The organism is Bacteroidales bacterium (genome assembly GCA_016707785.1).
In the GTDB taxonomy this organism is placed as follows: domain Bacteria; phylum Bacteroidota; class Bacteroidia; order Bacteroidales; family UBA4417; genus UBA4417.
In genome coordinates, this window is the sequence record JADJGZ010000056.1 from 17310 (window position 1) to 42972 (window position 25663).

The following is a 25663-nucleotide window of genomic DNA, read 5'->3' on the forward strand; positions in this document are numbered from 1 at the left end:
ATCCATTTCAGTAAGGTTTCCATATCATCATGAATCATTACCGGGATTCAAAAAATATTCATATCTTTAGTCACAACATCTCTCATTGGTATGACGAAACCCACTCCCTTAACGATTAAAGATATTGCCAGGAATCTTGGTGTATCAGTTTCAACTGTTTCAAGAGCTTTAAAAGATCATCCTGATATCAGCTCAGAAACAAAGATGATGATCAAGACTTATGCTGAACAGGTTAATTACAGACCCAATGTGCTAGCATTAAGTTTGCGTAAGCAGAAATCCAATACGATTGGACTGATTATACCTGCGATTGTACATCATTTTTTCTCTTCTGTGATCAGTGGTATTGAAGATCTTGCATACAAAGAAGGATATAATCTTATCATCTGCCAATCAAATGAAAATCAGCACAGGGAGGCGATAAACCTTCAAACACTGATTGATCACAGGGTAGATGGAATCCTGGTTTCCCTCAGTAAGACCACACAGGAATTTGATCATTTCAGGGAGGCCATTGATAGTGGAACCCCTATTGTCTTTTATGACCGGGTTTCTGATGAACTTGAAGTGGATAAAGTAATTACGGATGATTTCGAAGGTGGTCGAATTGCAACTCATCATTTAATTAATCGCGGATGCAGAAAGATACTACACCTTGCGGCACCACAACATCTCTTAATTGGTAAAAACCGCAGCAATGGTTATTGCGAAGCCTTGCGGGAAAACAACCTGGAAGTGCGTGAAGACTGGATCCTCAAATGTGATACCCGGGAAGAAGTCCTTACGCTGAGAAATCATCTTATAAACCTTGCTCCTGAAATAGACGGAATTTTTGCTGTTAATGACAGCACTGCCATTGAGGCCATACGAGTGCTTCAAAGTCACAACTTCAGGGTGCCGGAAGATATTGCTGTTATTGGATATGGAGATGGACCGAATGCAACGATTATTCATCCTGAATTGACAACCGTTGTTCAAAAAGGCTATGAAATGGGAAGGGAAAGTGTAAAGATGTTACTTAGAAGACTGAATAACCCTGCTGCTGAGATAAATTTCCAGACAAAAGTGTTTAAACCAACACTGATTGTGAGGCAATCGGCGTAAAGGGTGTCTTTGTTTGTCCCCCTTTGCAAAAGGGGGTGTCCGCCTTGGCGGACGGGGGATTTCTTCCATGAACAGAGCGGTTGTTGTAGATGCAAAATCCCCCCCGGGAAAATTCAAATCCCCCTAACCCCCTTTTCCAAAGGGGGACGCAGCCGAAGGTTGACGGGGAATTTTCGAGGTGAACTCTATACTGCCAGTCATACTATTCACTGAATAAACCTGTCAGGTTTCGAAAACCTGACAGGTTTAAACCACCGAATATTGTATCCCCTTTATCTAATAAGGGAGGCAGCCGCAGGCTGACGTGGGATTTACGCAGAAAGCAGAAAAGTGCTCAAACTTGCAAAAGGCCCTTCATTGCCAAAATCCCCCTAGATCCCCCTTTTCCAAAGGGGGACGATGTCTTGTTATGTTTTTCCCTTATCTAAAGGGGGACGACGCCTTGTTACTCTTTTTTTCCTTTTCCAAAGGGGGACGCTAATGAGGCACTTATCTTGATTTAATAAACCACGACTTTCTTAGTAGTAACCTGATTACCTACCTGTACCCGGATCAAGTACAAACCAGGTGTTTCAGGGTACCAGGTAAGGAGTTTCTCCTGATTCAATTTGCCTTTCATTGGTTTACTTACCTGGATTCCTGAGAGGTTGTAGAAACTAACTTCATAGAGTTGATTTCCTTTACAGGTCAGTAATATCTTACAGGCATCAGTTACAGGATTTGGAGCAATCTGTACATCAAATCCAGAAGCTACATTTTCTCCAAAACCATAGGGATTAGCTACTTTTTTGGAAAGGTAGACTTTTGCTTCTCCTGCTTTCAAGGTGATTGGCGCAGTTACATCGGATACTTCGATTGAATCGTTGTTCAGATAATCGTACCACCTGCCTGTATTATGAAAGTTCGGAATAATGTTGGTTGAGGTGATATTGAAATTCCCGAGAATTACAGCTGACATGGAAGCATCCTGCAACTTGATTTTTTTCAAAGCGCCACCCACCTCAAGTGTGAAATTCTGGGTGCGGAAAACTGGATTCTCTGTCCGCAGATGGATAAGTGCAGCATAAGTATTGTAAAGATCACGGCGACGTTCCTGGCTCATATAATCCCACCTCGGTGGTTTATTATCCAGGCGGGAAGCTGAGGTGCCACTTGGATAATTGATGGAATAATCATACCCCATTTCACCAAACTGCCATATCATTTTAGGACCGGGAATGGTCAGAAAGAAGGTGGCTGTAAGTGCAGCTCTTTGCAATGCGATCGTGGTATCTTTGATAGAGTAGCCGGCTGTGGAATTTCCTGACGAAATACATTTAAACATCTGGCGTTCCTCATCATGGCTCTCCATATAGGAAACCAGGGTCGGATTGGACCAGCCCCTTGAAGCATAAGAAGCCCAGGAGATATCACTGTTCGAAGTATAGCCCATGGCTGCCTCATTATAGTTATAGTTGATATTTCCCCAAAGCAACATTCCACGATTGGATAATTCCTTTTCTTCATCATTGTTTGCGAAATGTTCCAATATCAGCACTGCATTGGCATTTTTAGCTTTTATAATATTATGGTAATTGGTTAGAATACTGATCCTGGAACCATCATAATTACCCCATGCACCAGTATTGCCGAGGGTGTTGTTCTGAGTAAAACCTTTAGAGAGGTCGAAACGGTAACCATCTACTTTAAAATCAGTAATCCAATACTCCAGGATTCTCTTCATGTAGTCCTTTGTATCCTGCGATTCATGGTTAAAGTCGAAGCCTACATTGAAATCATGTTTTGCCACAGTATTATAATATGGACTATTGGCAGCGGGCCTGCTGTTAGCTGCATCCCAGTAAAGCTGAACATAAGGGGAAGTACCAAAGGAATGATTTAATACCATATCCAATATTACAGCAATTCCATTGGCATGGCATACATCAATCATTTCTTTCAACTTTGCTTCTGTTCCGTAATATTTGTCCACAGCAAAATAGTAACATGGATTATATCCCCAGCTAAGGTTTCCTTCAAATTCGCTCACGGGCATAAATTCAATTGCATTAATCCCCATTCTTTTGAGGTAGGGTAATGTATCAATGATAGACTGGAAGCTATGCGGTGAAGAAAAGTCGCGAATTAACAATTCATAAATCACCAGGTCAGTAACTGGAGGCATTGTGAAATTTGTAGTCTGCCAGGTATATTCGGGCTGGTTCGTTTGTAACACTGTAGCCACCCCGGAAGTTTTTCCTGCAGGGTAATCGATTAATCCCGGATAAGTAACATCATCGATATAATGGTCATTCCATGGATCACTCACTTTTTTTGCATACGGGTCACCTACCCTGATACTACCATCGACAAAGTACTGGTAGACATATTCTTTACCGGGGACAAGGTTACCAACAGGGCACCAATATCTTTTGCCATCGGGTGTCCTGAACATATAATTAAGATCTCCCGGAAGCCAGTTATTAAAATCGCCCAGTACAAATGCAAATTCCTTAAGAGGAGCATAAAGGCAAAGGACCAGGCTATCGGCTGAAATGTAGTTGATCCCATCAATGATGCCTGCAGGCAATTCAGCAGTAACAACGGGAGGGCGTACATAATAGTAGAAAGAATCTGCAACCATATTGGTTGTTGTTTTAGCAATCGCTTTAACAAGCACTCTTCCATATTGGGTTGGAGTAATGTTTGTGGACAGGCTGGTGCCAGTATTTGCAGCAATTTGCTGACCATTGGCATAAAGAATTGTAGAGTCGGCCAACAATGAAGAAACTGAAACTGCGAAAGAAACACCGATTTGGGCAAACATGAAATCCTGGTCAGGATTTGTTATTTTGACGCTCAAACCTGAAGGGTAAATATCATAAAAAATATCTCCGTTAGTGGATGTTTTTCCTTCGAGCCAGGTTCCACCGACCTGAACTCCGGACCGAAATACAAATGCAAGTTTTTCTATTTGCTCATTGGCAGGAACACCGTAATAATCTCTGATAGAAGGAGAAATAGCAAGTTTCCATTTATTATTCCCAAGATTTGTAAGTTTACAAGCCGGTATATTAACACCCCAGTCTGCTTTCACATATTTCCAGTCGGATGTGCTGGTACTGAGGTTTGTAATCACACCAGTATGGGCATAAACATCCCCTGTATATCCGGCAAGTCCGCCACTACCCTGGGTTGCATCGAACACAACCTCTACTCCGTCCAGATCAGTAGGAAGCGCTGGAGTAACTGTAATGAGTTGACTGTAACCTGTTAAGGTCGAAATAGCAAAAACAATAAAGAAAAGGTGTCTAATTTTCATCGTGAGGTTTTTTTAATCTGATTACAAAAGTAACACTTTTGAAACCTTATTACCAAGGCTTCAGGAAAGGCAATACAGTTTTCGATTAAAGAATTCAACCTTTATTACAAAAAAATCAAATGAAATTATACATTTGCGTTTAGCAATTAATATTCAGGATATCATGATGAGTAAACGTCCACGTCTTACTTTCTGGCAAATCTGGAACATGAGTTTCGGATTTATGGGCATTCAATTTGGGTTTGCCTTGCAGAATGCAAATGCTTCCCGCATTTTACAAACTTTCGGGGCCGAGGTAGACCATTTGAGCTGGTTTTGGCTGGTAGCTCCGGTTACAGGAATGATCATTCAGCCCATTATTGGACTGGCGAGCGATAAAACCTGGAACAGACTAGGGAGAAGAAGGCCCTATTTTCTGGCCGGGGCCATCCTTACCAGTACTGCCTTGATACTTATGCCCAATGCGCCACATCTGGCTACATTTATTGCTCCAATGTTTATTGGTGGAGGCTTGCTTATGATCATGGATGCATCCATCAACATTTCCATGGAACCTTTCAGGGCATTGGTTGCCGACAAATTGCCTGAAGTACAGCACACCCTGGGTTTTTCAGTCCAGACTCTGCTGATTGGAATAGGGGCAGTAGTCGGTTCATGGTTGCCATATATCCTGGGAAACTGGTTTGGGATATCAAAGGAAGCTTCCGGAGCAGGATTAATTCCTGATAATGTTGCTTTCTCTTTCTATGTGGGTGCAGCGGTTCTTCTCACTACTATCCTGATCACTATTTTTACCACTTCTGAATATCCACCTGATTACTATGAAAAGGAGATTGAAGAAGAAAAGCCAAAGAAGGTTGTAATTCCAAAAATCATGGTGCAATTACTTCTGGTACAATTTTTCTCCTGGTTTGCTTTATTCTCGATGTGGGTTTATACCACTCCTGCCATTGCAGAGCATTTTTACAACAGTCCGGATCCTAATTCCGCCGGTTATCAGGAAGCTGGTGACTGGGTGGGGATTCTTTTCGGTATTTACAATGGAGTCTCAGCAGCAGTTGCTCTCCTGCTTCCCATTCTAGCTAAAAGAATAGGCAGGAAACAAACACATTCAATTGCACTTGTTATTGGCGGCCTTTCCTTCCTTTCATTCCTTATCATCCCCAATGCAAATATGTTAATCATTCCTATGATCGGAATTGGTATTGCCTGGGGAAGTATCCTTGCCATGCCTTATGCAATGCTTGCCAGTAGTATTCCTGCTAAGCGAATGGGTATTTATATGGGATTGTTTAATATGTCGATAACTATTCCGCAGATACTAAGTGGGATTTTCACTGGTCTGATCCTGAAATACCTGTTTAATGGCAACACGATGTTATGTATTGTAATGGCCGGTATTTCAATGATTTTAGGGGCTGGATTTGCTTTGGTTATCAAGGAGAAAAGCTAAAATTTCTTTGGATAACCCTTGCTACCTGCTATATAAGGACACACTTATAAGGATAAATTATTTCAGGTTTAATACCATGTCATCATTCATTCCCTGGTATTCAAACTGGCCGAGTTTTATAAAACCCAGATGGTGATAATAGGCAATAGCCCTATCATTTCCGGATTGGACCCCGCCCCAGAGAATAATCCTTTCAATTCCCTTTTCTTTAAGATCTGACAATATAAACCTGAAAAGCAATTTCCCGATTCCCATTCCCTGGTATTGATCACCGACTGAAGGGGCATATGTGCAGTCCGTTTCCATGGATAGCTTTAATCCATAGGATTCGAGCCTGCTGCGGTCATGATCCAGGTATCCATCTTTTATAATGGCATAAGCGATGATATTGTCACTTTCTTTTTCAACGCCTATATAGCCATTATGCTCCTTATGCACCAGAAAGAGGTTTTCAATGGTTTCCCGGTCAAAGTGATGCGGCCCAAACCTGCTTTTTGTCAGATCACTGAGGTTATGCAGGTAATGACGAAGAGGTTCCAGGTCATAATTGTTCAATTTCCTAAACTCAAAACTTTCTGATGATTTCCGATGATTTTCCATGCACAATGGTTTACATGAATGAAAAGAAGAAGAAGCTTCAAATTTCATAAAAATTGATTCCTTAATAGAAGAAATTTTTTATTATTTTCATTCTTTGAAAAACCAATGTTATGATTCTATCTTTCCATATCACTTACAAAACTTTTCCCGGTCAACAAATGATGTTGCAGGGTGCGATTCCTGAACTTGGATCAGCTTCAGAACTGAAGGCAGTTTATATGACATTGCTTGATGCTGAAACTGGTCATTGGTACCTGAACATTAGTTTAAAGAAGCTTTCAGACTTTTCATACCGGTATATCCTGAAGGACGACAACTTCAATACTCAGATTGAAGAGTGGGGACCTGACAGGAGCTTTTGTGCTGAAAACCGGACAGCCAATCATATTTTACTTACAGATCGATGGAGATCCTTTTCTGACCCGGATTATGCATTACATTCTTCGGCATTTACCAACGCCATTCTCAAGCCGGGTGAACTATTTCCTGCTCCGGTTGCAAAAGCAGCAGGAAAAACAGATTCCATAATCCTGAAATTTAAACCTACTGTAATCCGCATTAAGCCAGGTCATCGTGTTGCTGTATGTGGGAGTTCCAAAAGCCTGGGAGCCTGGAAAGATGAAAAAGCCCTGGTGCTGGGCAATCCAGAACACCCGGTGTGGGATGGTGAAGTCAGGATACCGGTTAAAGATTTCCCAGTCAGGTATAAATTTTTCATTCAGAATGAGAAAGGAGAGACAGCATTTTGGGAGAAATCCACCGATCGGATCATACAATTACCTGATGGTGAAATTCCAGATGTCATAGAGATCCGGGATGAGAAATTTGATTTCCCTCAGTATCCCTGGAAGGGGACCGGTGTAGCCATTCCCGTGTTTTCACTGCGACGTCGAAATGGATTTGGAGTTGGAGAATTTACCGATATCTCACTTCTTGTTGATTGGTCAGTAAATGTAGGAATACGAATGGTGCAAATCCTTCCAGTTAATGATACCGTTGCGAAGCATTCCTGGATGGATTCCTATCCATATGCTGCAATCTCTGTTTACGCACTTCATCCCATTTATATCAATATAAGTGAAATTGGTGCACTGAAATCAGAGATCAATCAGCAGATCATCGATGCACAAGGGAGATACCTGAATTCGTTACATAAAATTGATTATGAGGCTGTAATGGCGTTAAAATCCAGATTTTTCAAGCTTTTTTATGATCAGAGCAAAAAGCAATTATTAAAAGATCCGGAGTTTCTATCCTTCTTCAAAGAAAATGAACATTGGCTCCGGCCTTATGCAGCCTTTTCATACCTGCGTGATCTTTTTAATACTCCGGATTTCAGCCGATGGGGCGAGTACAGTAAACCGGGTGCAGAGTTGCTTGCTTTGCTTACTGATGAGAATTCTGCTCATTATGATGATATCGCAGTTCATTATTTCATCCAGTTCCATGCCTATAAGCAGTTATTTGAGGCAGCCAGGTATGCGCGTTCAAGAGGTGTAGTTCTTAAAGGTGACATCCCTATTGGTATTTACAGGAATTCTGTGGATGCATGGCTAAGTCCGGAGCTCTATCATATGGACAGACAAGCGGGAGCACCTCCGGATGATTTTTCAGCAAAAGGTCAGAATTGGCGTTTCCCTACCTACAATTGGGAGGAGATGGCCAAAGATAATTATGGTTGGTGGCAACAGAGGTTGCGACAACTTTCGGGATATTTTGATGCATTCAGGATTGATCATATTCTAGGCTTTTTCAGGATTTGGGAGATCCCTTCTTCACAAGTCGAAGGATTGCTGGGGTATTTTAACCCAAGCCTTCCATTTTATCGTGATGACTTGCAGGAACGAGGTATCTGGTTTGATGAGCAAAGGCTATGCAAGCCATATATCCGTGAACATTTCCTGTATGAACGTTTTGGTGAACTTATGGAGGAGGTTAAATATAATTTCCTTGAAGAATATGCTCCCGGCTGTTATAACCTGAGAGAGGAATACAATACTCAGAGTAAGATTGAACAAAAGCTAGTTGTTGAGCCGGATGCCAGTCCATGGATGAGAAACCGTATTGAACGTATGATACAGGGATTAAACTCCTTAGTTGCTGAAGTCCTTTTCCTGCATGCACCCGATACAGGTGACAATGGTTACTTCCCAAGGAATGCGCTACATTTCACCCGTTCTTACCAGGAACTTGACGGGCATACCAAACACGCGATCAACCAGGTATATCTTGAGTATTTCTATCAGCGAAATGAGGAGTTCTGGCGTGGAAAAGCTATGACTAAGCTGCCTGTGATAAAAAAGGCAACTAATATGCTGTTATGTGGGGAGGACCTTGGTATGGTTCCCGCTTGTGTACCCAGTGTTATGAATGAATTGGGGATTCTGAGCCTGGAAGTGCAGCGTATGCCTAAGGATATAAAAGTAGCCTTCGGACATCCAGCTTCATATCCCTATCTTTCAGTAGCAACACCTTCATCGCATGACACCTCTACCATTCGCGGCTGGTGGGAGGAGGATCCTGCCCGTTCGCAGAAGTTTTATTATGAGATATTAGGCAACCATGGTCCTTCGCCTTATTTCTGTGAGCCGGATATTGTAAGACAAATTATTGTTCAGCACCTTTATTCACCAAGCATGTGGGCTGTTTTCCCTATCCAGGACCTATTGGGGATGGATGGGAAAATAAGGTTGAAAGATGCCCGGGAAGAACGGATTAATAACCCAGGGAATCCTAATCATTACTGGAGGTACCGGCTTCACCTTAATCTCGAGGATTTACTTGAACTTGATGGATTTAATGAATCTCTCAAAGATATGATCCTGCAATCAGGAAGGCTGGAGATCTATTGATCAAAAAAAAGTCACATTTTTAAAAGCTTTGGCCTCTAAAAATGTGACTATAAATTGTCGCTCAGTTAATACTGAATGTTTTTATTTCGCTTCCATGATCAAATATCCCCATGGTTGGAGGGTAAGATCGAGGTTGCTGCTATTGAGTGTGAATTTTGATTTGCTGAAAACATCGGTATACTCACCATCCGCTTTTGAATCCTTTAGTTTCACGGTCATCTTTTCAGCACTCAGGTTGAAAATGGCCACTACTTTATGATCTCCCTTTTCTCTTATAAATGAAAGGATTTTTTCAGGATTATTGTTATCCAGCGCAACAAAACTTCCGCCATAGGGAGCATTCCACAGGGCTTCATTTTCATGCTTTAAAGTATTCAAAGTCTTGTAAAAAGCTGAATTATCCTTCAGATTCCAGTTAATGCTATCTTTAATGAAGAACTGTAACCTGTGATTCAGGCCTGCTTCCTGCCCGCTGTAGATCAAAGGCATACCTGGTAAAGTGTAGGTAAGGATTGCAAATGCATTTTCACCTTCTCCGAACTTTTCTGAAGCAGTCCCATTCCATGAGTTTTCATCATGGTTGGTAATGAAGTTCATTTTGAAAGCATCAGCCGGCATGGTGGAGTCATTCTTCGACTGCTGTTTAAAAATAGCACCGGCAGTTTCTTTTCCTTTTGCAATATTGACCATGACTCCATTGCTCATACTCCAGCCATAAGCGGCATCAAAGGCTTTAACGAACAATTCCGGTTTATCTTCATTTTCCGCAAGCATGAAAACAGGTTTCACCTTATCGAGTTCTACCCTTGCAGTGTCCCAGAAATCAACAGGAACTTCACCTGCCACATCGCAACGGAATCCATCGATATCACATTTTTCAATCCAATACTTCATGGATTCGATCATGGCTTTACGCATCTCCTGGTTTTCAAAATTCAGTTTTGCCACATCTGTCCAGTCGAAGGCTGATTGAATATTGCCGGCGCTATCCTGAACGTACCATTCGGGATGTTCTTTTATCCATGGATTATCCCAGGCTGAATGGTTAGCTACCCAGTCGATAATCACCTTAAAGCCTTTTTCATGAGCTTTTGTTACCAGTTCCTTGAAATCAGCTTCTGTTCCAAATTCAGGATTGATTCCTTTGTAATCTTGCACTGAATAATAGCTGCCAAGACTTTCCTTCATTCCATCAGGCACTTTACGTTTTTCCAGTCCAATGGGATGAATCGGCATAAACCAAAGGATATCGACGCCAAGTTCTTTCAGTCGGTCGAGGTGAGTTTCAAAGGCTTTAAATGTACCTTCAGGAGTGTACTGCCGGGTATTTACTTCGTAAATCACCGCATTTTTTACCCAATCAGGGTAACGGGCCGTAACGTTTGGATCATTTTTGGTTGTGTTACATGCCATAAGAACGAACAGCAGGCATGAAACGATGGATAATTTAAGTGCAAACTTTTTCATGGTGGATGTTTTAAGTTTCCTTGAATTGAATTGTATTGACGGCCTATTTAAGATTCTTCGGCTCTATTATTTCAATTTTAATCGGTTCTCCGGTCCAGGTGAAATTGATTTTCAGCCAACCATCTATAAACCTGTAATTACTAATCCCCGGTTTTATTATTTTAGTTTGGGTAATCTCTTTGCCATTGATCAAAACCTTTGAAGGCTTATTGCTTCTTCTCACTTCAAAATTCATCTTTCTTGAAAGAGGCTTACCAGTCCAGCTACCCTCAGTTGAAAGCGCAATAGTTGTTGTTAGTCCCGTCTTTTCCCCTGAATATTTTATCAATTCAAACTGGTTTTTCCCCAGACTCGAATTACTCCATCCATCATCCTCGTATTGAATAAATTGACTACTTCCTTCCGGATAATATCTCACAATATATTCTTTTGCTTTATAATCATCAGTGGTCTGAAGAGGGGGTATCATAGGAACAAAACTTCCTGATTTTACAAATACAGGAAGATTATCAATTGTCAAATGATAGTTATACCATTGATTACCTGAATAAGCGAGGTGGGTATTGAAATCAATCCATGTACCGTCAGGGAAATAAATGCTGATGCTATCCTTACCTTTTTCAGTTATAGCAGCAACCATGAGCTGGTCGCCCCAGAAATACTGATTTTCCTGCATATAGGCAAATGGATCCTCCGGGAAATAATAAAATAGTGGCGCCATCAGGGGCTTCCCGGAAGTTGCATTTTTCCAGGCCAGGGTATAATTGTAAGGTAAAAGTGCATATCGCAATTCCATGTATCTTCTTACAATATCCTGTGTTTTTTCCGACCAATACACTGGTTCACTGGGAATTGTTGAACCATGAGGCCTGAGGATAGGAGTAAAAACAGCAAACTGAAGCCATCGGGTATACAGTTCTTCATCTTTCACTCCCTGCGCAAAGCCCCCGGCATCAGAATGGATATAACCTAATCCACTTATACTCATGGTTAACAATAAAGGAAGCTGAGCTTTCAATCCGCCCCATGAACGGGAGACATCACCTGTCCAGGGATAAGCTGAAAACCGCTGTGAACCTGCAAACCCTGATCGCTGCAGATGAAAGAGCCGTGTATCAGGATAATGCTGACGATACTTATCAAAAAGCATTTTATCCCAATAATGCCCATAGACGTTATGGACTTCATCGGCTTTCCCGGTTACGTGGTAAATATCAGAAGGATGGCTTTCCGGTTCTCCAAGGTCGCCCCACCAGCCAGCAACACCGTTTTCAATTTGTTTCTGGTATTTGCTCCAGAACCAATCTTTTGCTTCAGGTTTGAAAATATCAATCAAGCTGCCGGCACCGAAATAGAATTGCTTGTCGATATAAGGATTTCCAAGGCTATCAGTCACAAATACTCCCTTTTCGGCAGCAATTTTATGATTAGCAACTGTATCAATTACGTAAGGCTCAGTAATTAAAATGGTTTTGATCCCTTTCGAACGAAAGGAATTAATCATACCCACCGGGTCGGGCCAGGCTTTTTTGTACCAGTCGAGTTTCCCGAGATGGCCCTGGATGCTGTCGCCAAACCAATAGAAGTCGAGGATAATTGCATCCATTGGAAACTTTTTGGCAAGCATCAGATTTACGATACTATCGGTTTCATATTGATTCCTGTAGGCCATCCTGCTTTGAAGATTGCCAAGCGCCCAGCGGGGAGGGAGTGCCTGTCGTCCGGTCAACTCCGTATAATCACTGCTGATGGATGGCCAGTTTGAGCCTGCAACCACAAAGTACCGGAGTGTACCACCCATGGTACCCCATTCCTGGATTTGGGTTTCAGTTTTTCCAATATCCACATATCCCTTTTGAGGGTTATCGAAAAGGACGGCATATTTTGATGAGGAAAAAGTCAAGGGCATTGAATAGTTCAGCATGGAAGCCCCAAACTCATATCCATAAAAAGGCCGGTTATAAAGTAAAAAACGATTTCCCCTCCGGTTCATAGCAACAGCGCGCTCTCCGGCTCCATACACAGCTTCATCCTCTTTTAACTTAAATCGAATTCCCCTGTTATCAGCATTTAGAAAGAAACCTTCTTCTTCTGAAAGGATAGTGTCGCCCTGGTAAATGAAGCTAAGCCGGAAAGGATAGTTATGAGCAAAAATGCTTAATTCACCACTTTCGAGAAGTTGACCTGAAGGCATGGTGGTAGTCTTGCGAACAACTATTCCCGGTTTCAGAATTACAGCATGAGAAGTATCAGCAAATGGTTTTCCGTCGGGACTGAAGGTAACTCCCACAATACGGGGATTCAGTGACCGAAGCATAACGAGTCCGCGATCTGTAAAAATATTCCAGCCATCAGAGAGCTGTTCAACCCGGCTCAATTTTCGGGCTGGATTTGGAACACGGGAATTCTCCTGAACCGGAGGAACGTAGCCATTCACAGGAACGGTAATATCTTCATTCAAAAGTGTTTTACCCACAAGGGTTCCATCTTCATTCCTGAATACAAAAGCCAGCTGTTGGGCTACATCTTCCGGATTCAGTTTATAGAAGTCGCTGATCTTCATCCTGAAAGAGTAGAGGTCGGCACTTTCACGTTTCATCAGCACTTTTGGATCCGGCTTTCCCCAGGTTCCTACCACATATTTCCAGTCGTGACCGTCAATGCTTTTATTGGTAATCACGCCGGTATGAAGGTAGATATCGCCGGTTTGTCCGGCAAGTGCTTTATTCCCGGCAGCTGCATTGAAGTAAAGTGTTATATCGGTATCGACCGGTGGGTTGGAAGGATCAAGCCAGACAATCTGTGAAAAGCCTAGACTGGAGCTGAATACAATAAATACGACGAATAGATTCCTGACGATGACATTCATTCTGGAAAGGGGATGGTTCATGATTCTGATAAATTAGATCAGCATACTTAGGTGATTCTGCCCTTTTTTACCGCAAGGACGCAAAGGTTACGCAAAGACGCATGGGAGGATTACTCAATTACTAAGAACAGTGCTTTTTCAGTCAAAAACGTTGTTCTGATTATTTTGACAATTCAATGATCCTGACCGATTTACCGGGAATTTCGAGCTTATCGAGATCTTTAACGGCTGTTCCAGCAAAAGCATCCTTCCCTTTTCTGAATCCCTTCAGGTTTTCGTGGAACCTTTTGGTTTCTATGTTCTTCTCCTTGCTATTATTATTCATGACAACCATTACGGAATTATCTCCCTGGGTGCGGAAGTACACATAGATTCCGTCTTCCGGAATATAGTGAACCAGCTTGCCGTTTTGAACAGTGGTGTTTCCTTTTCTCCAATTGAGCAGTTTGCTGAGGTAATCATAGACATCCTTTTGATCCTTACTCAGGAACTGATTCTTGACAAAGCTTGTCTGATCGCCTTCCCATCCTCCCGGGAAATCTTTTCTTTTGCCGGGATCGCCTTCCAATGTTCCCCTGTCGCTCAATGCCTCAGTGCCATAATAGAACATAGGAATACCGCGGGTTGTACAAATAAAAGCAAGGGCCATCTTTACATTTTCGGCACTTTTCAATACCTGGTAAATTCTTTCGATGTCGTGATTATCGACGAAAGTAACCAATTTATTAGGGTCAGAATATACAAAGTCCTGGCTAACCAGCTCATAAAGTCTTGCCAGTCCGGTGTCCCATCCTTCATTTTCGTTAAACGCCTTTTGGATGGCAAACATCAATGGAAAATCGAATACATGGGTGAGATTGGAGCGAAACCCGGTATTATTTGGAGATTGATCGAGCCAATAGGCTACCTGGCTTGGAGTATTGAGCCATGCTTCACCCACTACACTGAAATTTGGATATTCTTCCCTGAGTCTTTTCATCCATGCTGACATGAATTCCTGGTCGGGGTAGGGATAGGTATCCTGGCGAATTCCATCGAGGCCTGCATATTCGATCCACCAGATACTATTCTGAATCAGGTAATTGGCAACATATGGATTTTTCTGATTAAAATCAGCCATGGTATTGTCGAACCACCCATTAACCATTTTATCCTTATCAAACTGAGAAGCATGCGGGTCGATATTAACACCTCCGCGGAAATTTGACCGGGTAAATTCGGGCCATTCATTTACCCAGTCTTTCTGAGGCAAATCTTTCATCCACCAATGTTTAGTTCCATAATGGTTGAATACCATATCCATTATGATTTTAATCCCTTTGCGGTGTGCTTCCATCACCATATCACGGTAGCTTTCATTGGTGCCGAAACGTGGGTCAATTTTATAAAGGTCGGTGATGGCATAACCATGATAAGAAGCTGCAGGCATATTATTTTCGAGCAGAGGAGTACACCAGATCGCAGTAATTCCCATCTTCTGAAGATAGTCGAGATGGTTTGAAATTCCTTTTATATCGCCACCATGACGGCCATGAGGATTGTTGCGATCTGCCTTTTCGAGCATACCAGTCATATTATCATTTGAAGGATCACCGTTGGCAAAACGGTCGGGCATGATCAGATAAATGTTGTCAGCCGTAGTGAAGCTTCCCCTTTGAGCGGAACCTGATTCACGTGCTTTCAGTTCATAGTTCCATGTAGCCAGAGCTTTGCCCTCATCCATGAAACTCAGTTTCACCGTGCAGGGTTTTACATCCTTTCCAATCTGCAGGTCGATGAACATATAATCGGAACCTGCCTTTTGGTATTTTTTAATCTTCACACCCTTAACATCCACCTTTGGATCGGTGCGGCCAACACTATTTCCATGAACCATAAGCTGAACCGTATTGTTTTTCATGCCAATCCACCAGTTGGGTGGTTCCACGTGATCAATGGTAACCTGGGCTTGTGAGAAGCAGGAAATAAAAAGGATCAACAATATTGGAATGCACTTTTTCATGGAGGGATAGATTGGTTTGATGCAAAGATATAAGAAAAGATTCCATATAATATAGGGTAATTTTTACGCAATCGTTTGCAGGATAATAATTTATATGGCCAAGGTGCCAGAGTGCCAATGTGCCGGAGTGCCGGGTGCCGGGTGCCGGGTGCTGGGTGCCGACGTGCCGACGTGCCGGGGTGCCCTGAAGAGGAGGCTTTGGCTCTGAGTGCTTGGCCGGTTTGACTGAGGGAATCAGGATAAATAATTAAATTAGTCTCAGTGGGGCAAGAGAAAAAGAAAAATATAAAATGAAAAATGCAAAATGAAAAACAGTCGGGCAGGTGCAAAACTCAGTACTCCTTGCTTATTATAGAGCTCAGCAATTTTGGATTAAAATTCAATTTGTAAAATGCGCTGACAGTCAATAATGGAAAGCGCCTGCCTGCCGGCGAGGCAGGGATGAAACGGATCATCACGCGGATTTACACGGATCTAATTTTGCTTATTTGTGTTGGATTTGCGGCACTAATCTATTTACTACTCGCTACTCACAAGCTACTAATTACTAGTCGCTACTCACAAGCCACTATTCACTAGTCACTAGTCGCTATCCACTTCCCCAATTCAACCGAATTCCGTACTTTTGCATACAAATAAGAATTATATTGATATTATGGAAATAGTAGTAAGTGGAATTCGTCCGACCGGCAACCTGCACCTGGGTAATTACTTTGGTGCCATGCAGAACTTTGTGAAGATGCAGGAAACCAATCAGTGTTATTTTTTTATTGCTGATTATCACTCGCTTACTACACATCCCACTCCTGCCGACTTACATGGAAACGTGAAACAGGTGCTGGTAGAGTACCTGGCCTGCGGTCTGGATCCAGAAAAAGCAACACTCTATCTGCAAAGTGATATCCCTGAAACAGCTGAGCTTTACCTTTTCCTCAATATGAATGCCTACCTGGGAGAACTGGAAAGAGTTACTTCCTTCAAGGACAAAGCACGCACACAACCAGACAATATTAATGCCGGATTGCTCACCTATCCCTACCCTGATGGCAGCCGACATTATCATTCATAAAGCACATAAAGTTCCCGTTGGCAAGGACCAGGAACAGCACCTGGAAATGACCAGAACTTTTGCCAATCGCTTCAACCGTATGTACAAGGTGGATTATTTCCCTGAACCTGTGGCTTATAATTTTGGAGAACAACTTATTAAGATCCCTGGCCTTGATGGCAGCACCAAGATGGGTAAAAGCGAAGGAGAAGGCAATGCCATCTTCCTGTTTGATGCCCCGGAAGTGATCAGGAAAAAGGTGATGCGTGCGGTTACCGATAGTGGCCCAACCGAGCCCAATCAGCCCAAACCCCAGGCAATTGAGAACCTTTTTAACCTGATGAAAGCTTTATCAGCCCCGGAAACAATCTCATTTTTTGATGAACAGTACAGTAAATGTGCTATTCGTTATGGAGACCTGAAAAAACAGCTGGCAGAAGATGTGATCAAATTTACAACACCATTCAGGGAGAGGATTCTCGAATTATTAGGCAATGAAGAATATCTCCATAAAGTTGTAACAATGGGAAAAGAAAAAGCCCATGCCAGTGCAGCAAATACATTGAAAGAGGTGAGGGAGATTATCGGGTTTAAGCATTTCTAGGCAATAAGATTCCTGATCAGAAAATTTCTCAGAATTGAAGATATTCCTTTGTGGCAAAAGGCAAAGAGAGTATAAATTTCCATTTCTTTAAGAGAATTGCTATGTAGTGCGGAAATTGCTATTCCGTGCGCTATTCAGCACGGACGTTGCAATGCAACGTCCGTACTGAATAGAAGATTATTGGAATTAAGCTATTCTGAGCATTAAGATTCCTGCCCCAAGAATCATGATTAATAAATATCCGGATATCGGATTTGGATGAAATAGCCAGATATCGGATATGAAATGCAAATCATCATATGTACGGACGTTGCAATGCAACGTCCGTACATATGATGATTTGAAAGGGCTGATTTTAGGGGGATTCTTTGCGAAAGATGATTTGCGAGAGATGATTTGCAATAAAAGCATCGTAAAAGATGCTCTGCAATTGGCTTTTTTAAATAAATGGGAATAGAAATTCAAATATTTTTGATTTCTATTTATTAGGAGGAAAGAGATATTCCAGCGCTTCGGGCAAATGCTTCTGCCAGAATTTCCAATTATGGCCTTCGGGGTATTCCTTGAAGATGTAGTTACAACCTTTCCTGTCGAGGACAGCCTTCAGGTTTTTAACCAATGGTATAAGAAAAGGAATATCGTATTTGCCAAGGCAGAGGTAGTTTTTCTGATTTGAGCACTCGATTGATCCTAAGGTTTTATAAATGGAAGGCTGCACATTGCTTGAAAAAGCCGCAACCAGTGCATTTTGTTTCGGATTTATTGCAACCAGCCATAAAGCAATGTTCCCTCCATTTGAAATGCCAATCTGGGCGCGGGATTCAGGTGTTGCGAGAGTACGATATCCAAGGTCGATAAAGGGGATAAGTTCATCAAACATATAGCGGGAGAATTTTGCCTGGCGGTTGCCTGAGTATTCGTCATCCCTTTTCACCGGCTCCACGAATACGGCGATGAAAGGGCGGATCTTCCCTTCATAAATCATGTTGTCCATGATATCGCGAACATCCATCATGTCGAAGAACTGGAATCCATCGTGGAAGAAAGCTACCGGGTATTTGTCGGAGCCTTTCTCATAATTGGGAGGAAGATAAATCCTGATCTGCCTGCGTTCCTTGAAGGTATTACTTTGAAAAGCCGTATCAAAATAGGTTCCCCAGGGCACAGCATCCCTTTCCTGCGTGTAGAGTGGCTGTTCATATTCAGGCATCAGGAGCTCAGAATTCGGGCCCATTCCGCCTTGTATTATATTAGGATTCAGTGGGTCAAGGATCCAGTCCTTGCCATTTACAACGATTTTATATTCGAGGCGGGCATCTGATTCATAAGTAGTCATCACATACCAATACTCAGTCCCTTCAATTCTTTTCATTGACAGGCCCGGACTCCAGACGGTAGCGTCGCCTGCTACGGATACTGAATCTGCTTTCCCTTTGTACAAAAAGTAAACATTGGTTTTTCCTTCAACAACAGGCACCGAAACACCGCTGGAGAAATACTCATCAAGCATTTTCACTTTCATTGTGTTGTCCTGCGATTCGATTTTCTGCAGAAGTTGACTAAATGACTGTCCGAAGGAGAAACTACAGGTCATCATTAATACAAGTAATAGATGAAGGCTTTTCATAAGTTCAGATTTTTAAAAAGATACTAAACAGTACCTGGTTTTTGTGAACCCCCCACTGGCAGACAGATCCGGATTGCTTAGGTATATGTGAATATGCAATAAAAAACTTTGAAATTTAAGAAGCCCTCAGCAGAAAGGGTTATTTCATTGCGATTCACAATACAAATATACTTAATAGAGGAGTTTCAAATTCACTGTTTTATAGCAGTCACTATTCATATAAACATATTGAATATATTTGTGTAATCCTTAAATCATAGTTTCAGTTTTGTATACCGAAATACTTACTATTCGTTATGAAAAAAGCTTTGTATTCCACTATTCCCTTAATCATTTATTTACTTCTGATTTCGTCGTGTAAAGAAGATAATCCCCAAGATTCGTTAAGCACCGGTTCTTATTCCCTGGGAACAGCAACTGAATGGAAACTGGCGTCAACCCCACTCAGATTTCCGGAGGCTTTGCTTTCAAATGACCCGGCCTTTGGATTCAACAGGGCAAATATCAGCTGGTACACTATTGATGCTTCAGTGTTTCATGATAAGTCTGGTCCGCTGAGGCCCGCCAATATTACCAGCGAAGATATGTCAAAGGACGAATGCCGGGTAGTGTGGGTGAATGAAATTTTCCCCGGATATGAAAGCCCCAATGGTATCCCTTTGAATATACCATCCTTAAGCATAGATTACTATCCCTCAGAACGTGGACGATGGAATTACGATACAGAACCAACCATTTACTCATCGGGAATTAATACCAATGGTGAATTAAATACTCCCGGTAACCGATGGGGAGGAATCATGAGAAAGCTCGAAAAAATGGATTACCCGGTTAATTATATTGATTTCTGGCTTATGGACCCCTTTACCACAACACCTGATGCTGATGGGCTTCTAGTATTTGATATTGGGCAAATAAGTGAAGATATACTGGCAGATAGACTTCTTTCAGCTGAATATACCGAGGCTGGAGCTGCCACAGAAACTGTCTGGGGGAAAGTGCTCCCATTAAGTGATCTCAATTCATTTAACAATATCGATCCGGCTGCACAGGACATTGGCCTTGATGGACTGAAAACTGAGGATGAAAAAACATATTTCAATAGTTATCTGCAGAAGATAGAACAGAAATGCCAGTCCGAATTTTATCATTCCATTCTTTCAGATCCCACCGGGGATAATTATCATCATTACCTTGGAGCGGATTATGATGCATTGAACTATAATGTGCGAGATCGTTACAAGTATTATTGTGGCGAAGAACAAAATTCCTCGAATTCTGATGATTTACAAATATCCACCCGACAACCAAATTCTGAGGATCTTAATCATAACGGTCGGTTAGATACCCTTAACAGTTATTTCGAATATAAAGTTGAAATCAATCATGGAGAATTCCAGGCGGGACAGAATTTTATTGTAGAATCCTATAGAGATCCGCTGGGAACCATTAAGAAAGAGAATGGAGCTAATGCCATGACCATATTTTATCATTTTCGGATACCACTGAAAGAGTATACTGCTCAGTATGGTTCTCCTGCATTCTCAGCTAATCCACAATTCATCAGGATTTATGTTACCGGATTTCAGCAACCGGTGAACCTCCGCATTTTCAATCTTTGCTTAACTGAGGATATTACAAACTAGAACTTTATCACAAGCTTCAAGTAACCATTTAAATTGAAACTCAAAGTTTCGGATTACATGGTTAATTTTGCAGACTGAAAATAAATTATGCTTGAAAACTCAAAACCAGAAAAAGCCATCCTTGTCGGCCTCATCACCGCTAAACAAGATGAATTAAATGTTCATGATTTCCTTGATGAGCTTGAATTCCTGCTCGATACTGCAGGGGCCATTCCTGATAAGCGGTTTGTCCAGAAGCTTCCCATGCCCGACTCCCGCACTTTTGTAGGTAGCGGGAAACTTGAGGAGATTGCTGAATATGTGAAAGCTGCGGGAATTGATATCGCCGTATTTGATGATGAATTGAGTGGTTCACAAACCCGAAATATAGAAAATGCTTTGGGGTGCAGGGTGCTTGACCGTCCACTGCTGATCCTTGATATTTTTGCCAAAAGGGCACGTACCAATGTAGCCCGAACCCAGGTGGAACTCGCTCAGTACCAATACCTGCTTCCACGATTAACCCGCATGTGGACCCACCTTGAGAAACAAAGAGGGGGGATCGGGATGCGCGGTCCTGGTGAAAAAGAAATTGAAACCGACCGAAGGATTATCAGGGACAAGATCACTCTCCTGAAGGAAAAGCTTAAGGATATTGACAAGCAGAAGGTAACCCAGCGGAAAAGCAGGGAGGAATTGATCAGGGTTGCATTGGTTGGATATACAAATGCAGGGAAAAGTACTACCATGAACCTGCTGAGCAAGAGTGATGTTTTTGCCGAGAACAAGCTTTTTGCTACCCTCGATACTACTGTGCGTAAGGTGGTGATTGAAAATCTGCCCTTCCTCCTGACAGATACCGTTGGTTTTATCCGCAAACTGCCCCATAGCCTGGTGGAATCTTTCAAATCTACTCTTGATGAGGTGCGGGAAGCTGACCTGTTACTTCATATTGTTGATATTTCGCACCCTGCCTTTGAGGACCAGCTTAATGTAGCTCATCAGACTTTATCCGAAATCGGTTGTTCCGACAAGCCCACCATCGTGGTGTTCAATAAAATGGATGCATACAGCCATGTGGAAAAGGATCCTATTGACCTTACCCCGTCAACTAAGGAGAATATCACCCTGGAAGAACTTCAGAATACCTGGATGGCCAAGGCCAATGCTCCGGCAATTTTTATTTCGGCGAAACAGAAGTTGAATATTGAAGAGTTCAGGAAGTTGTTGTATGAGGAAGTGAAGAAGTTGCATGTGATCAGGTATCCATATAATAGTTTTCTGTATTAATCGGGTTAATAGTGACTAGTGAATAGTGAATAGTAGCGACTAGCGAATAGTGATTAGTGAAAAGTTTATAGTGACTAAATATAGAGAATGGTGAGCCGAAGACTTCCCTTCGGGAAATTATCGAATTCGAATTAGCAAAAATTTGGTGAGTTTACCCCCCACCCCTTATGAACAGGGGGAGTTGTCTTTATAGAAATTTGTATTCCCATTCCATTACCAATTACTTCCCCCAGGATATTTCTAAATTTCTAAATTTCTATATTGTCGAATTGTCAAATTGTCGAATTGTCGAATTGCCGAATTATCAAATTCATTCATTAGCAGGAGTTCCAAATGTCACCTCTTCACCTTTTCGATAGATGGCTGTTCTGTAAAGTTTATGTTTTTCATCATAAAATCTCCATTCACCATCCCAGCAATACCGGATTTCAGTAGGTGTATATAATCTTTTCGCACCTCCTTTCTGGGTCACATGGCCCAGTGTATCAAGGTATTTCACCCTTATTAAACTATCTCCCTTATAATGCAGTTTAAGCCGAACTTTGCCATTGGCATGGTAGTAACGGGTGGTTCGATACTCCAGTCCGTGCTTAAACCATGCTTTGCTGGAAGGCAACCGCCGGGCTGAATCCTGCCATGTGATCCAGCGTCCGTGGCGGTTGCCTTTTGTATCAAATTGATTTCTTTTCATGCATACAGGTTGGGAATAACCCTGTAAAACAATTAAAACCAATGATATGATAATAACCAGTGATCTCATTTATTTTGGGTGCTTGTCATTGGATAAAGTGAACTTAATAGGCATGTTATATTGCACCCTGACAAACTTACCTCTTTGTTTTCCCGGATTCCATTTTGGCATCTCACTCACAACGCGGTAAGCTTCTTCATCGCATCCGGCTCCTATTCCTCTAATGGTTTTTACATTGGAGATGGATCCATCTTCTTCAACGATAAAAGAAATGTAAACGGTTCCCTGAACCCCTTTTTTCCTGGCATCTTCAGGGTACTTAATGGAGCTGACCATGTATTTGATCCTGGCGTCATCACCACCCGGAAAACTGGGAGGATCTTCAACGACTGTAAATACATCATTTTCTGGTTTTTGAGTCTTGCTAGTTGCAGCTTTTTTTGAGGTTTTAGCTGGTTTTGCAGGAGAAGGAGGAGGAACCGGTTTCTCGGGATCCTGGGGTGCTATTATTTTAGCAGGAGGTGCAGGTGTTGCTGGAGGAGCAACAGAAGCCTGCTTGTCAGTTGTTTGAGCACTCACTCCCTGGCTTTGAAGCAGGGTGATGCTCAAAGCTGCCAGAAGAACAATGGGGATTATGCCCCAGATTTTGTAGGCAGCCAGTCTGGTTGATTTCTTGAGTAACATGACAATTCGTTTTTTAGTTAGAAGATTAAAATTATTTGCAATGATATATTGGGGGTTTCCGGAAACCTCATTGAATAAAAGTTGCTGATAGGTAAGAGGTTCAATACCATAACGGATCACCTCCCTGTCAGCAAGGTATTCATGCACCTCCCTCAAAGCCTTTTTCATCAGGAAGAAGAAAGGGTTGAACCAGAAAATACTTGAAAGCAGTTCCAGTAAGATCAGGTCGAGCATGTGTTTTTGACGAATATGGGCATTTTCGTGAATGATGATTTGTTTTAATCCCGGATGCTGCTCATATTCATGAGAAATATAGATTTTCCCCATAAATGAGAATGGACTACCACTGTGTTGAACCAGGAAGATGTTTTCATCCAGTTTCCTTGCTGATTTTGACATTTTGTAAAACCGATAAATCCGGAGTAATCCAAAAGCGAATCCAGCCAGCATCGCCATTGAAACCAGGAAATATCCCATCATTGCCCAGTTAAGGATGAGTCTTTGCTGCTCTTCTGTGACCAGACGCTGTCCGGTTATTACAACTTCGGGTAATTGTATTATCGGCAGAACCGCTGCGGGCTCACCATCAATATATATAGCAGGGAGGAAACTTCCGAGAAATGGCAGCACAACCATAAGGAATACTGCAGTAAGAAGGTAAAACCTGTTAAAAGTCAGATAACTCTCTCTTCGCATCAACAACTGATAGCTTCCATACAGTAAAGCTCCAATCAGGATGCTTTTGGCCAGGTACATGATAAGACTGATCATCTCCTTGATTTTTTCTGTTCGATTTGCTGGTCAATGATTTTCCTGATTTCTTCCATCTCTTTCACCGTAATGTTTTCATCACCTGAAAAGAATGAAACCATTTTACGATAGGAGTTATCAAAGTATCCCTTCATGAAATTGCCCATAAATTGCCTTGTATACTCCTGTTTTAACACTAAAGGGTAGTACTGGTGAGTTTTCCCAAAAGCCAGGTGGCTGACAAATCCCTTTTTCTCGAGGATCCTGATTATTGTGGAAACAGTATTATATGCAGGCTTCGGTTCAGGAAAATGCTCCAAAACCTCATTCACAAATCCCTTTTCAAGATTCCAGAGAATTTGCATAACCTCCTCTTCTGCCCTTGTTAACTCCTGGAGAGTTTCTTTTTGCTTCTTGTTCATGTGGTTCAAAATCTGGTTGATGAATGACGATGTAAATATACAACTAATTTCTTAGTTATGCAACTAATCTCTTAGTTTTGAATAATAATATTTGCAGACATGGATGTTGCAGAACCTGACAATAGTTTCGAAAGTGTTGATATTATTGCATTTACGGCAATTCCGTCATGAAGTGACCTGTTAGTTAGTATTTCGGGAAAGTTAAAGTTTTAGCCTCAGAATGGAATATTTGTATTACTTTCGCAATGAAATGGTTACTATGTATTTTTAGACTCCATATCCCCCGGAATCCGGGATTTCAGTCAGGTAGCAAACCCTGTATTTCTTATTGTTTTCAATATTTGAGATGAATTGGGCCCTGTAATCACTGGTTACATTTTAATTCCAGCATTTTATTCATTAAACCCCCACTAATGGCAAGATCGCAAGAAACATTCAACAAAAAGGATGTCAGAAATAAAAAAGAGAAGAAGAGAAAAGACAAGGAAAAGAAGAGATTGGAACGTAAAGATGGCACAAAATCCGGATCACCGGACGATATGATTGCCTATGTAGATGAATTTGGAAATATAACTTCAACCCCACCGGATATCAGTGTTAAAAAGGTAATAGACCTTGATGATATCCGAATCAGCATACCCAAGAAAGAGTTACTCGAGAAGGTAGACCCTATCAGAAAAGGAAAAGTAACCTTTTTCAACGATTCAAAAGGATATGGCTTCATTAAAGATGCAGAATCACAAGAAAGTGTATTTGTGCATGCAAATAATCTAATGGAGCAGATCAAAGAAAACGATATTGTAAACTTTGAACTGGAAAAAACACAGAAAGGTGCTGCTGCTGTCAGGGTAAAATTATTCAAAGCTGAAAAACCTGCTCCTGTTCAGAAAGAACCTGTTTCAGAAAAGCCTGAGGAACCTGCCCAGGAATAGTGCAATTACCAGGGTAATTATCGAAACAATCATAATAAATTTCCCGAAGGTCCCCACACCTCCTTCTGAATCTCTTGCGATATATCCGGTTGCAACGCCAACTATCGCCAGGATGATGAGTAAGGAAGAGGTAATATTATATCCTGATACCAGCGTAAGTACAAATATACCAGGAAGGCCTATCATGGCTATCAGTCCAATGGTCAGGCATCCTTTTGCCTGGATAAAATCAAAGAAAACGGAGAAAAACTTAAAGAGGAAATAAAGGATCAGCATAGCAAATAAGCTTGCTGAGACCAGTATCCATGGATTGTTCAACGATACTTGTGCTGTTGTCTCCAT

The 25663-nt window shown here is 41.7% G+C and carries 16 protein-coding genes and 1 pseudogene; 7 read left to right on the plus strand and 10 right to left on the minus strand.

Annotated features, from left to right (window positions below; translation table 11 throughout):
* The first annotated feature begins 90 nt into the window (after positions 1 to 90).
* On the plus strand, positions 91 to 1104 hold the full coding sequence (locus IPH84_18630; GenBank protein ID MBK7175181.1) for a LacI family DNA-binding transcriptional regulator: 1014 nt from the start codon (positions 91 to 93) through the stop codon (positions 1102 to 1104).
* A gap of 499 nt (positions 1105 to 1603) precedes the next feature.
* Here IPH84_18630 and IPH84_18635 read toward each other — a convergent pair whose 3' ends face one another.
* A complete protein-coding gene (locus IPH84_18635; protein MBK7175182.1) occupies positions 1604 to 4405 on the minus strand; it encodes a T9SS type A sorting domain-containing protein in 2802 nt (933 codons plus the stop codon).
* 166 nt (positions 4406 to 4571) lie between these two features.
* Here IPH84_18635 and IPH84_18640 point away from each other — a divergent pair, with 166 nt between their 5' ends.
* Positions 4572 to 5858, plus strand: coding sequence for an MFS transporter (locus tag IPH84_18640; GenBank protein ID MBK7175183.1), 1287 nt, complete (start codon positions 4572 to 4574; stop codon positions 5856 to 5858).
* Between the two features lie 57 nt (positions 5859 to 5915).
* On the opposite strand, the gene IPH84_18645 is transcribed toward IPH84_18640, so the two are convergent.
* Complete coding sequence (locus IPH84_18645) at positions 5916 to 6458, minus strand: GNAT family N-acetyltransferase (GenBank protein ID MBK7175184.1); 543 nt, start codon at positions 6456 to 6458, stop codon at positions 5916 to 5918.
* Between the two features lie 110 nt (positions 6459 to 6568).
* On the opposite strand from IPH84_18645, the gene IPH84_18650 reads away from it, so the two are divergent.
* On the plus strand, positions 6569 to 9310 hold the full coding sequence (locus tag IPH84_18650; GenBank protein ID MBK7175185.1) for a 4-alpha-glucanotransferase: 2742 nt from the start codon (positions 6569 to 6571) through the stop codon (positions 9308 to 9310).
* Between the two features lie 81 nt (positions 9311 to 9391).
* Here IPH84_18650 and IPH84_18655 read toward each other — a convergent pair whose 3' ends face one another.
* The 3 genes from IPH84_18655 to IPH84_18665 form a co-directional block, all read right to left on the minus strand.
* Positions 9392 to 10777: an alpha-glucosidase C-terminal domain-containing protein gene (locus tag IPH84_18655; protein ID MBK7175186.1), complete on the minus strand. Its 1386-nt coding sequence runs from the start codon at positions 10775 to 10777 to the stop codon at positions 9392 to 9394.
* A 43-nt stretch (positions 10778 to 10820) separates the two neighbouring features.
* The gene (locus IPH84_18660) at positions 10821 to 13667 is read right to left on the minus strand and encodes a glycoside hydrolase family 31 protein (protein ID MBK7175187.1); all 2847 of its coding nucleotides are present in this window, start codon (positions 13665 to 13667) and stop codon (positions 10821 to 10823) included.
* A gap of 139 nt (positions 13668 to 13806) precedes the next feature.
* Positions 13807 to 15648 (minus strand): glycoside hydrolase family 13 protein, encoded by a 1842-nt coding sequence (locus IPH84_18665; protein MBK7175188.1) that lies wholly within the window; start codon positions 15646 to 15648, stop codon positions 13807 to 13809.
* A gap of 655 nt (positions 15649 to 16303) precedes the next feature.
* On the opposite strand from IPH84_18665, the pseudogene trpS reads away from it, so the two are divergent.
* Positions 16304 to 17300: pseudogene (gene trpS / locus IPH84_18670) on the plus strand (tryptophan--tRNA ligase).
* Positions 17301 to 17778: 478 nt separating this feature from the next.
* Here trpS and IPH84_18675 read toward each other — a convergent pair.
* Positions 17779 to 18927: a hypothetical protein gene (locus IPH84_18675; GenBank protein ID MBK7175189.1), complete on the minus strand. Its 1149-nt coding sequence runs from the start codon at positions 18925 to 18927 to the stop codon at positions 17779 to 17781.
* A gap of 296 nt (positions 18928 to 19223) precedes the next feature.
* Between IPH84_18675 and sprA the strand changes: the two genes are divergently transcribed.
* Positions 19224 to 20573, plus strand: a complete 1350-nt coding sequence (gene sprA, locus IPH84_18680; protein MBK7175190.1) for a cell surface protein SprA — start codon at positions 19224 to 19226, stop codon at positions 20571 to 20573.
* 87 nt (positions 20574 to 20660) lie between these two features.
* Positions 20661 to 21842 carry a GTPase HflX gene (hflX, locus tag IPH84_18685; GenBank protein ID MBK7175191.1) on the plus strand — a complete coding sequence of 394 codons (1182 nt, stop codon included), beginning with the start codon at positions 20661 to 20663 and terminating at the stop codon, positions 21840 to 21842.
* A 310-nt stretch (positions 21843 to 22152) separates the two neighbouring features.
* Here hflX and IPH84_18690 read toward each other — a convergent pair whose 3' ends face one another.
* The 3 genes from IPH84_18690 to IPH84_18700 all read right to left on the minus strand — a co-directional run bounded on the left by IPH84_18690 (position 22153) and on the right by IPH84_18700 (position 24389).
* Positions 22153 to 22533, minus strand: coding sequence for a hypothetical protein (locus IPH84_18690; GenBank protein MBK7175192.1), 381 nt, complete (start codon positions 22531 to 22533; stop codon positions 22153 to 22155).
* 69 nt (positions 22534 to 22602) lie between these two features.
* Positions 22603 to 23988 (minus strand): M56 family metallopeptidase, encoded by a 1386-nt coding sequence (locus IPH84_18695; GenBank protein ID MBK7175193.1) that lies wholly within the window; start codon positions 23986 to 23988, stop codon positions 22603 to 22605.
* Complete coding sequence (locus IPH84_18700) at positions 23985 to 24389, minus strand: BlaI/MecI/CopY family transcriptional regulator (protein MBK7175194.1); 405 nt, start codon at positions 24387 to 24389, stop codon at positions 23985 to 23987. The genes IPH84_18695 and IPH84_18700 overlap by 4 nt, the downstream gene beginning before the upstream one ends.
* Before the next feature lie 413 nt (positions 24390 to 24802).
* On the opposite strand from IPH84_18700, the gene IPH84_18705 reads away from it, so the two are divergent.
* Entirely contained in the window at positions 24803 to 25321 is a 519-nt protein-coding gene (locus IPH84_18705) for a cold shock domain-containing protein (protein MBK7175195.1), read from the plus strand.
* On the opposite strand, the gene IPH84_18710 is transcribed toward IPH84_18705, so the two are convergent.
* Positions 25289 to 25663, minus strand: coding sequence for a hypothetical protein (locus tag IPH84_18710; protein ID MBK7175196.1), 375 nt, complete (start codon positions 25661 to 25663; stop codon positions 25289 to 25291). The two genes, IPH84_18705 and IPH84_18710, sit on opposite strands and share 33 nt — an antisense overlap.

Excerpts from the sequence above, each read along its gene's own strand:
- IPH84_18700 (MBK7175194.1), bottom strand. The coding sequence starts at position 24,389 with ATGAACAAGAAGCAAAAAGAAACTCTCCAGGAGTTAACAAGGGCAGAA.
- hflX (MBK7175191.1), top strand. The coding sequence starts at position 20,661 with ATGCTTGAAAACTCAAAACCAGAAAAAGCCATCCTTGTCGGCCTCATC.
- IPH84_18640 (MBK7175183.1), top strand. The coding sequence starts at position 4,572 with ATGAGTAAACGTCCACGTCTTACTTTCTGGCAAATCTGGAACATGAGT.
- IPH84_18675 (MBK7175189.1), bottom strand. The coding sequence starts at position 18,927 with ATGAAAAGCCTTCATCTATTACTTGTATTAATGATGACCTGTAGTTTC.
- IPH84_18655 (MBK7175186.1), bottom strand. The coding sequence starts at position 10,777 with ATGAAAAAGTTTGCACTTAAATTATCCATCGTTTCATGCCTGCTGTTC.
- IPH84_18665 (MBK7175188.1), bottom strand. The coding sequence starts at position 15,648 with ATGAAAAAGTGCATTCCAATATTGTTGATCCTTTTTATTTCCTGCTTC.
- IPH84_18695 (MBK7175193.1), bottom strand. The coding sequence starts at position 23,988 with ATGATCAGTCTTATCATGTACCTGGCCAAAAGCATCCTGATTGGAGCT.
- IPH84_18705 (MBK7175195.1), top strand. The coding sequence starts at position 24,803 with ATGGCAAGATCGCAAGAAACATTCAACAAAAAGGATGTCAGAAATAAA.
- IPH84_18660 (MBK7175187.1), bottom strand. The coding sequence starts at position 13,667 with ATGAACCATCCCCTTTCCAGAATGAATGTCATCGTCAGGAATCTATTC.
- IPH84_18690 (MBK7175192.1), bottom strand. The coding sequence starts at position 22,533 with ATGAAAAGAAATCAATTTGATACAAAAGGCAACCGCCACGGACGCTGG.
- IPH84_18650 (MBK7175185.1), top strand. The coding sequence starts at position 6,569 with ATGATTCTATCTTTCCATATCACTTACAAAACTTTTCCCGGTCAACAA.
- IPH84_18645 (MBK7175184.1), bottom strand. The coding sequence starts at position 6,458 with ATGGAAAATCATCGGAAATCATCAGAAAGTTTTGAGTTTAGGAAATTG.
- IPH84_18635 (MBK7175182.1), bottom strand. The coding sequence starts at position 4,405 with ATGAAAATTAGACACCTTTTCTTTATTGTTTTTGCTATTTCGACCTTA.
- sprA (MBK7175190.1), top strand. The coding sequence starts at position 19,224 with ATGAAAAAAGCTTTGTATTCCACTATTCCCTTAATCATTTATTTACTT.
- IPH84_18710 (MBK7175196.1), bottom strand. The coding sequence starts at position 25,663 with ATGGAGACAACAGCACAAGTATCGTTGAACAATCCATGGATACTGGTC.
- IPH84_18630 (MBK7175181.1), top strand. The coding sequence starts at position 91 with ATGACGAAACCCACTCCCTTAACGATTAAAGATATTGCCAGGAATCTT.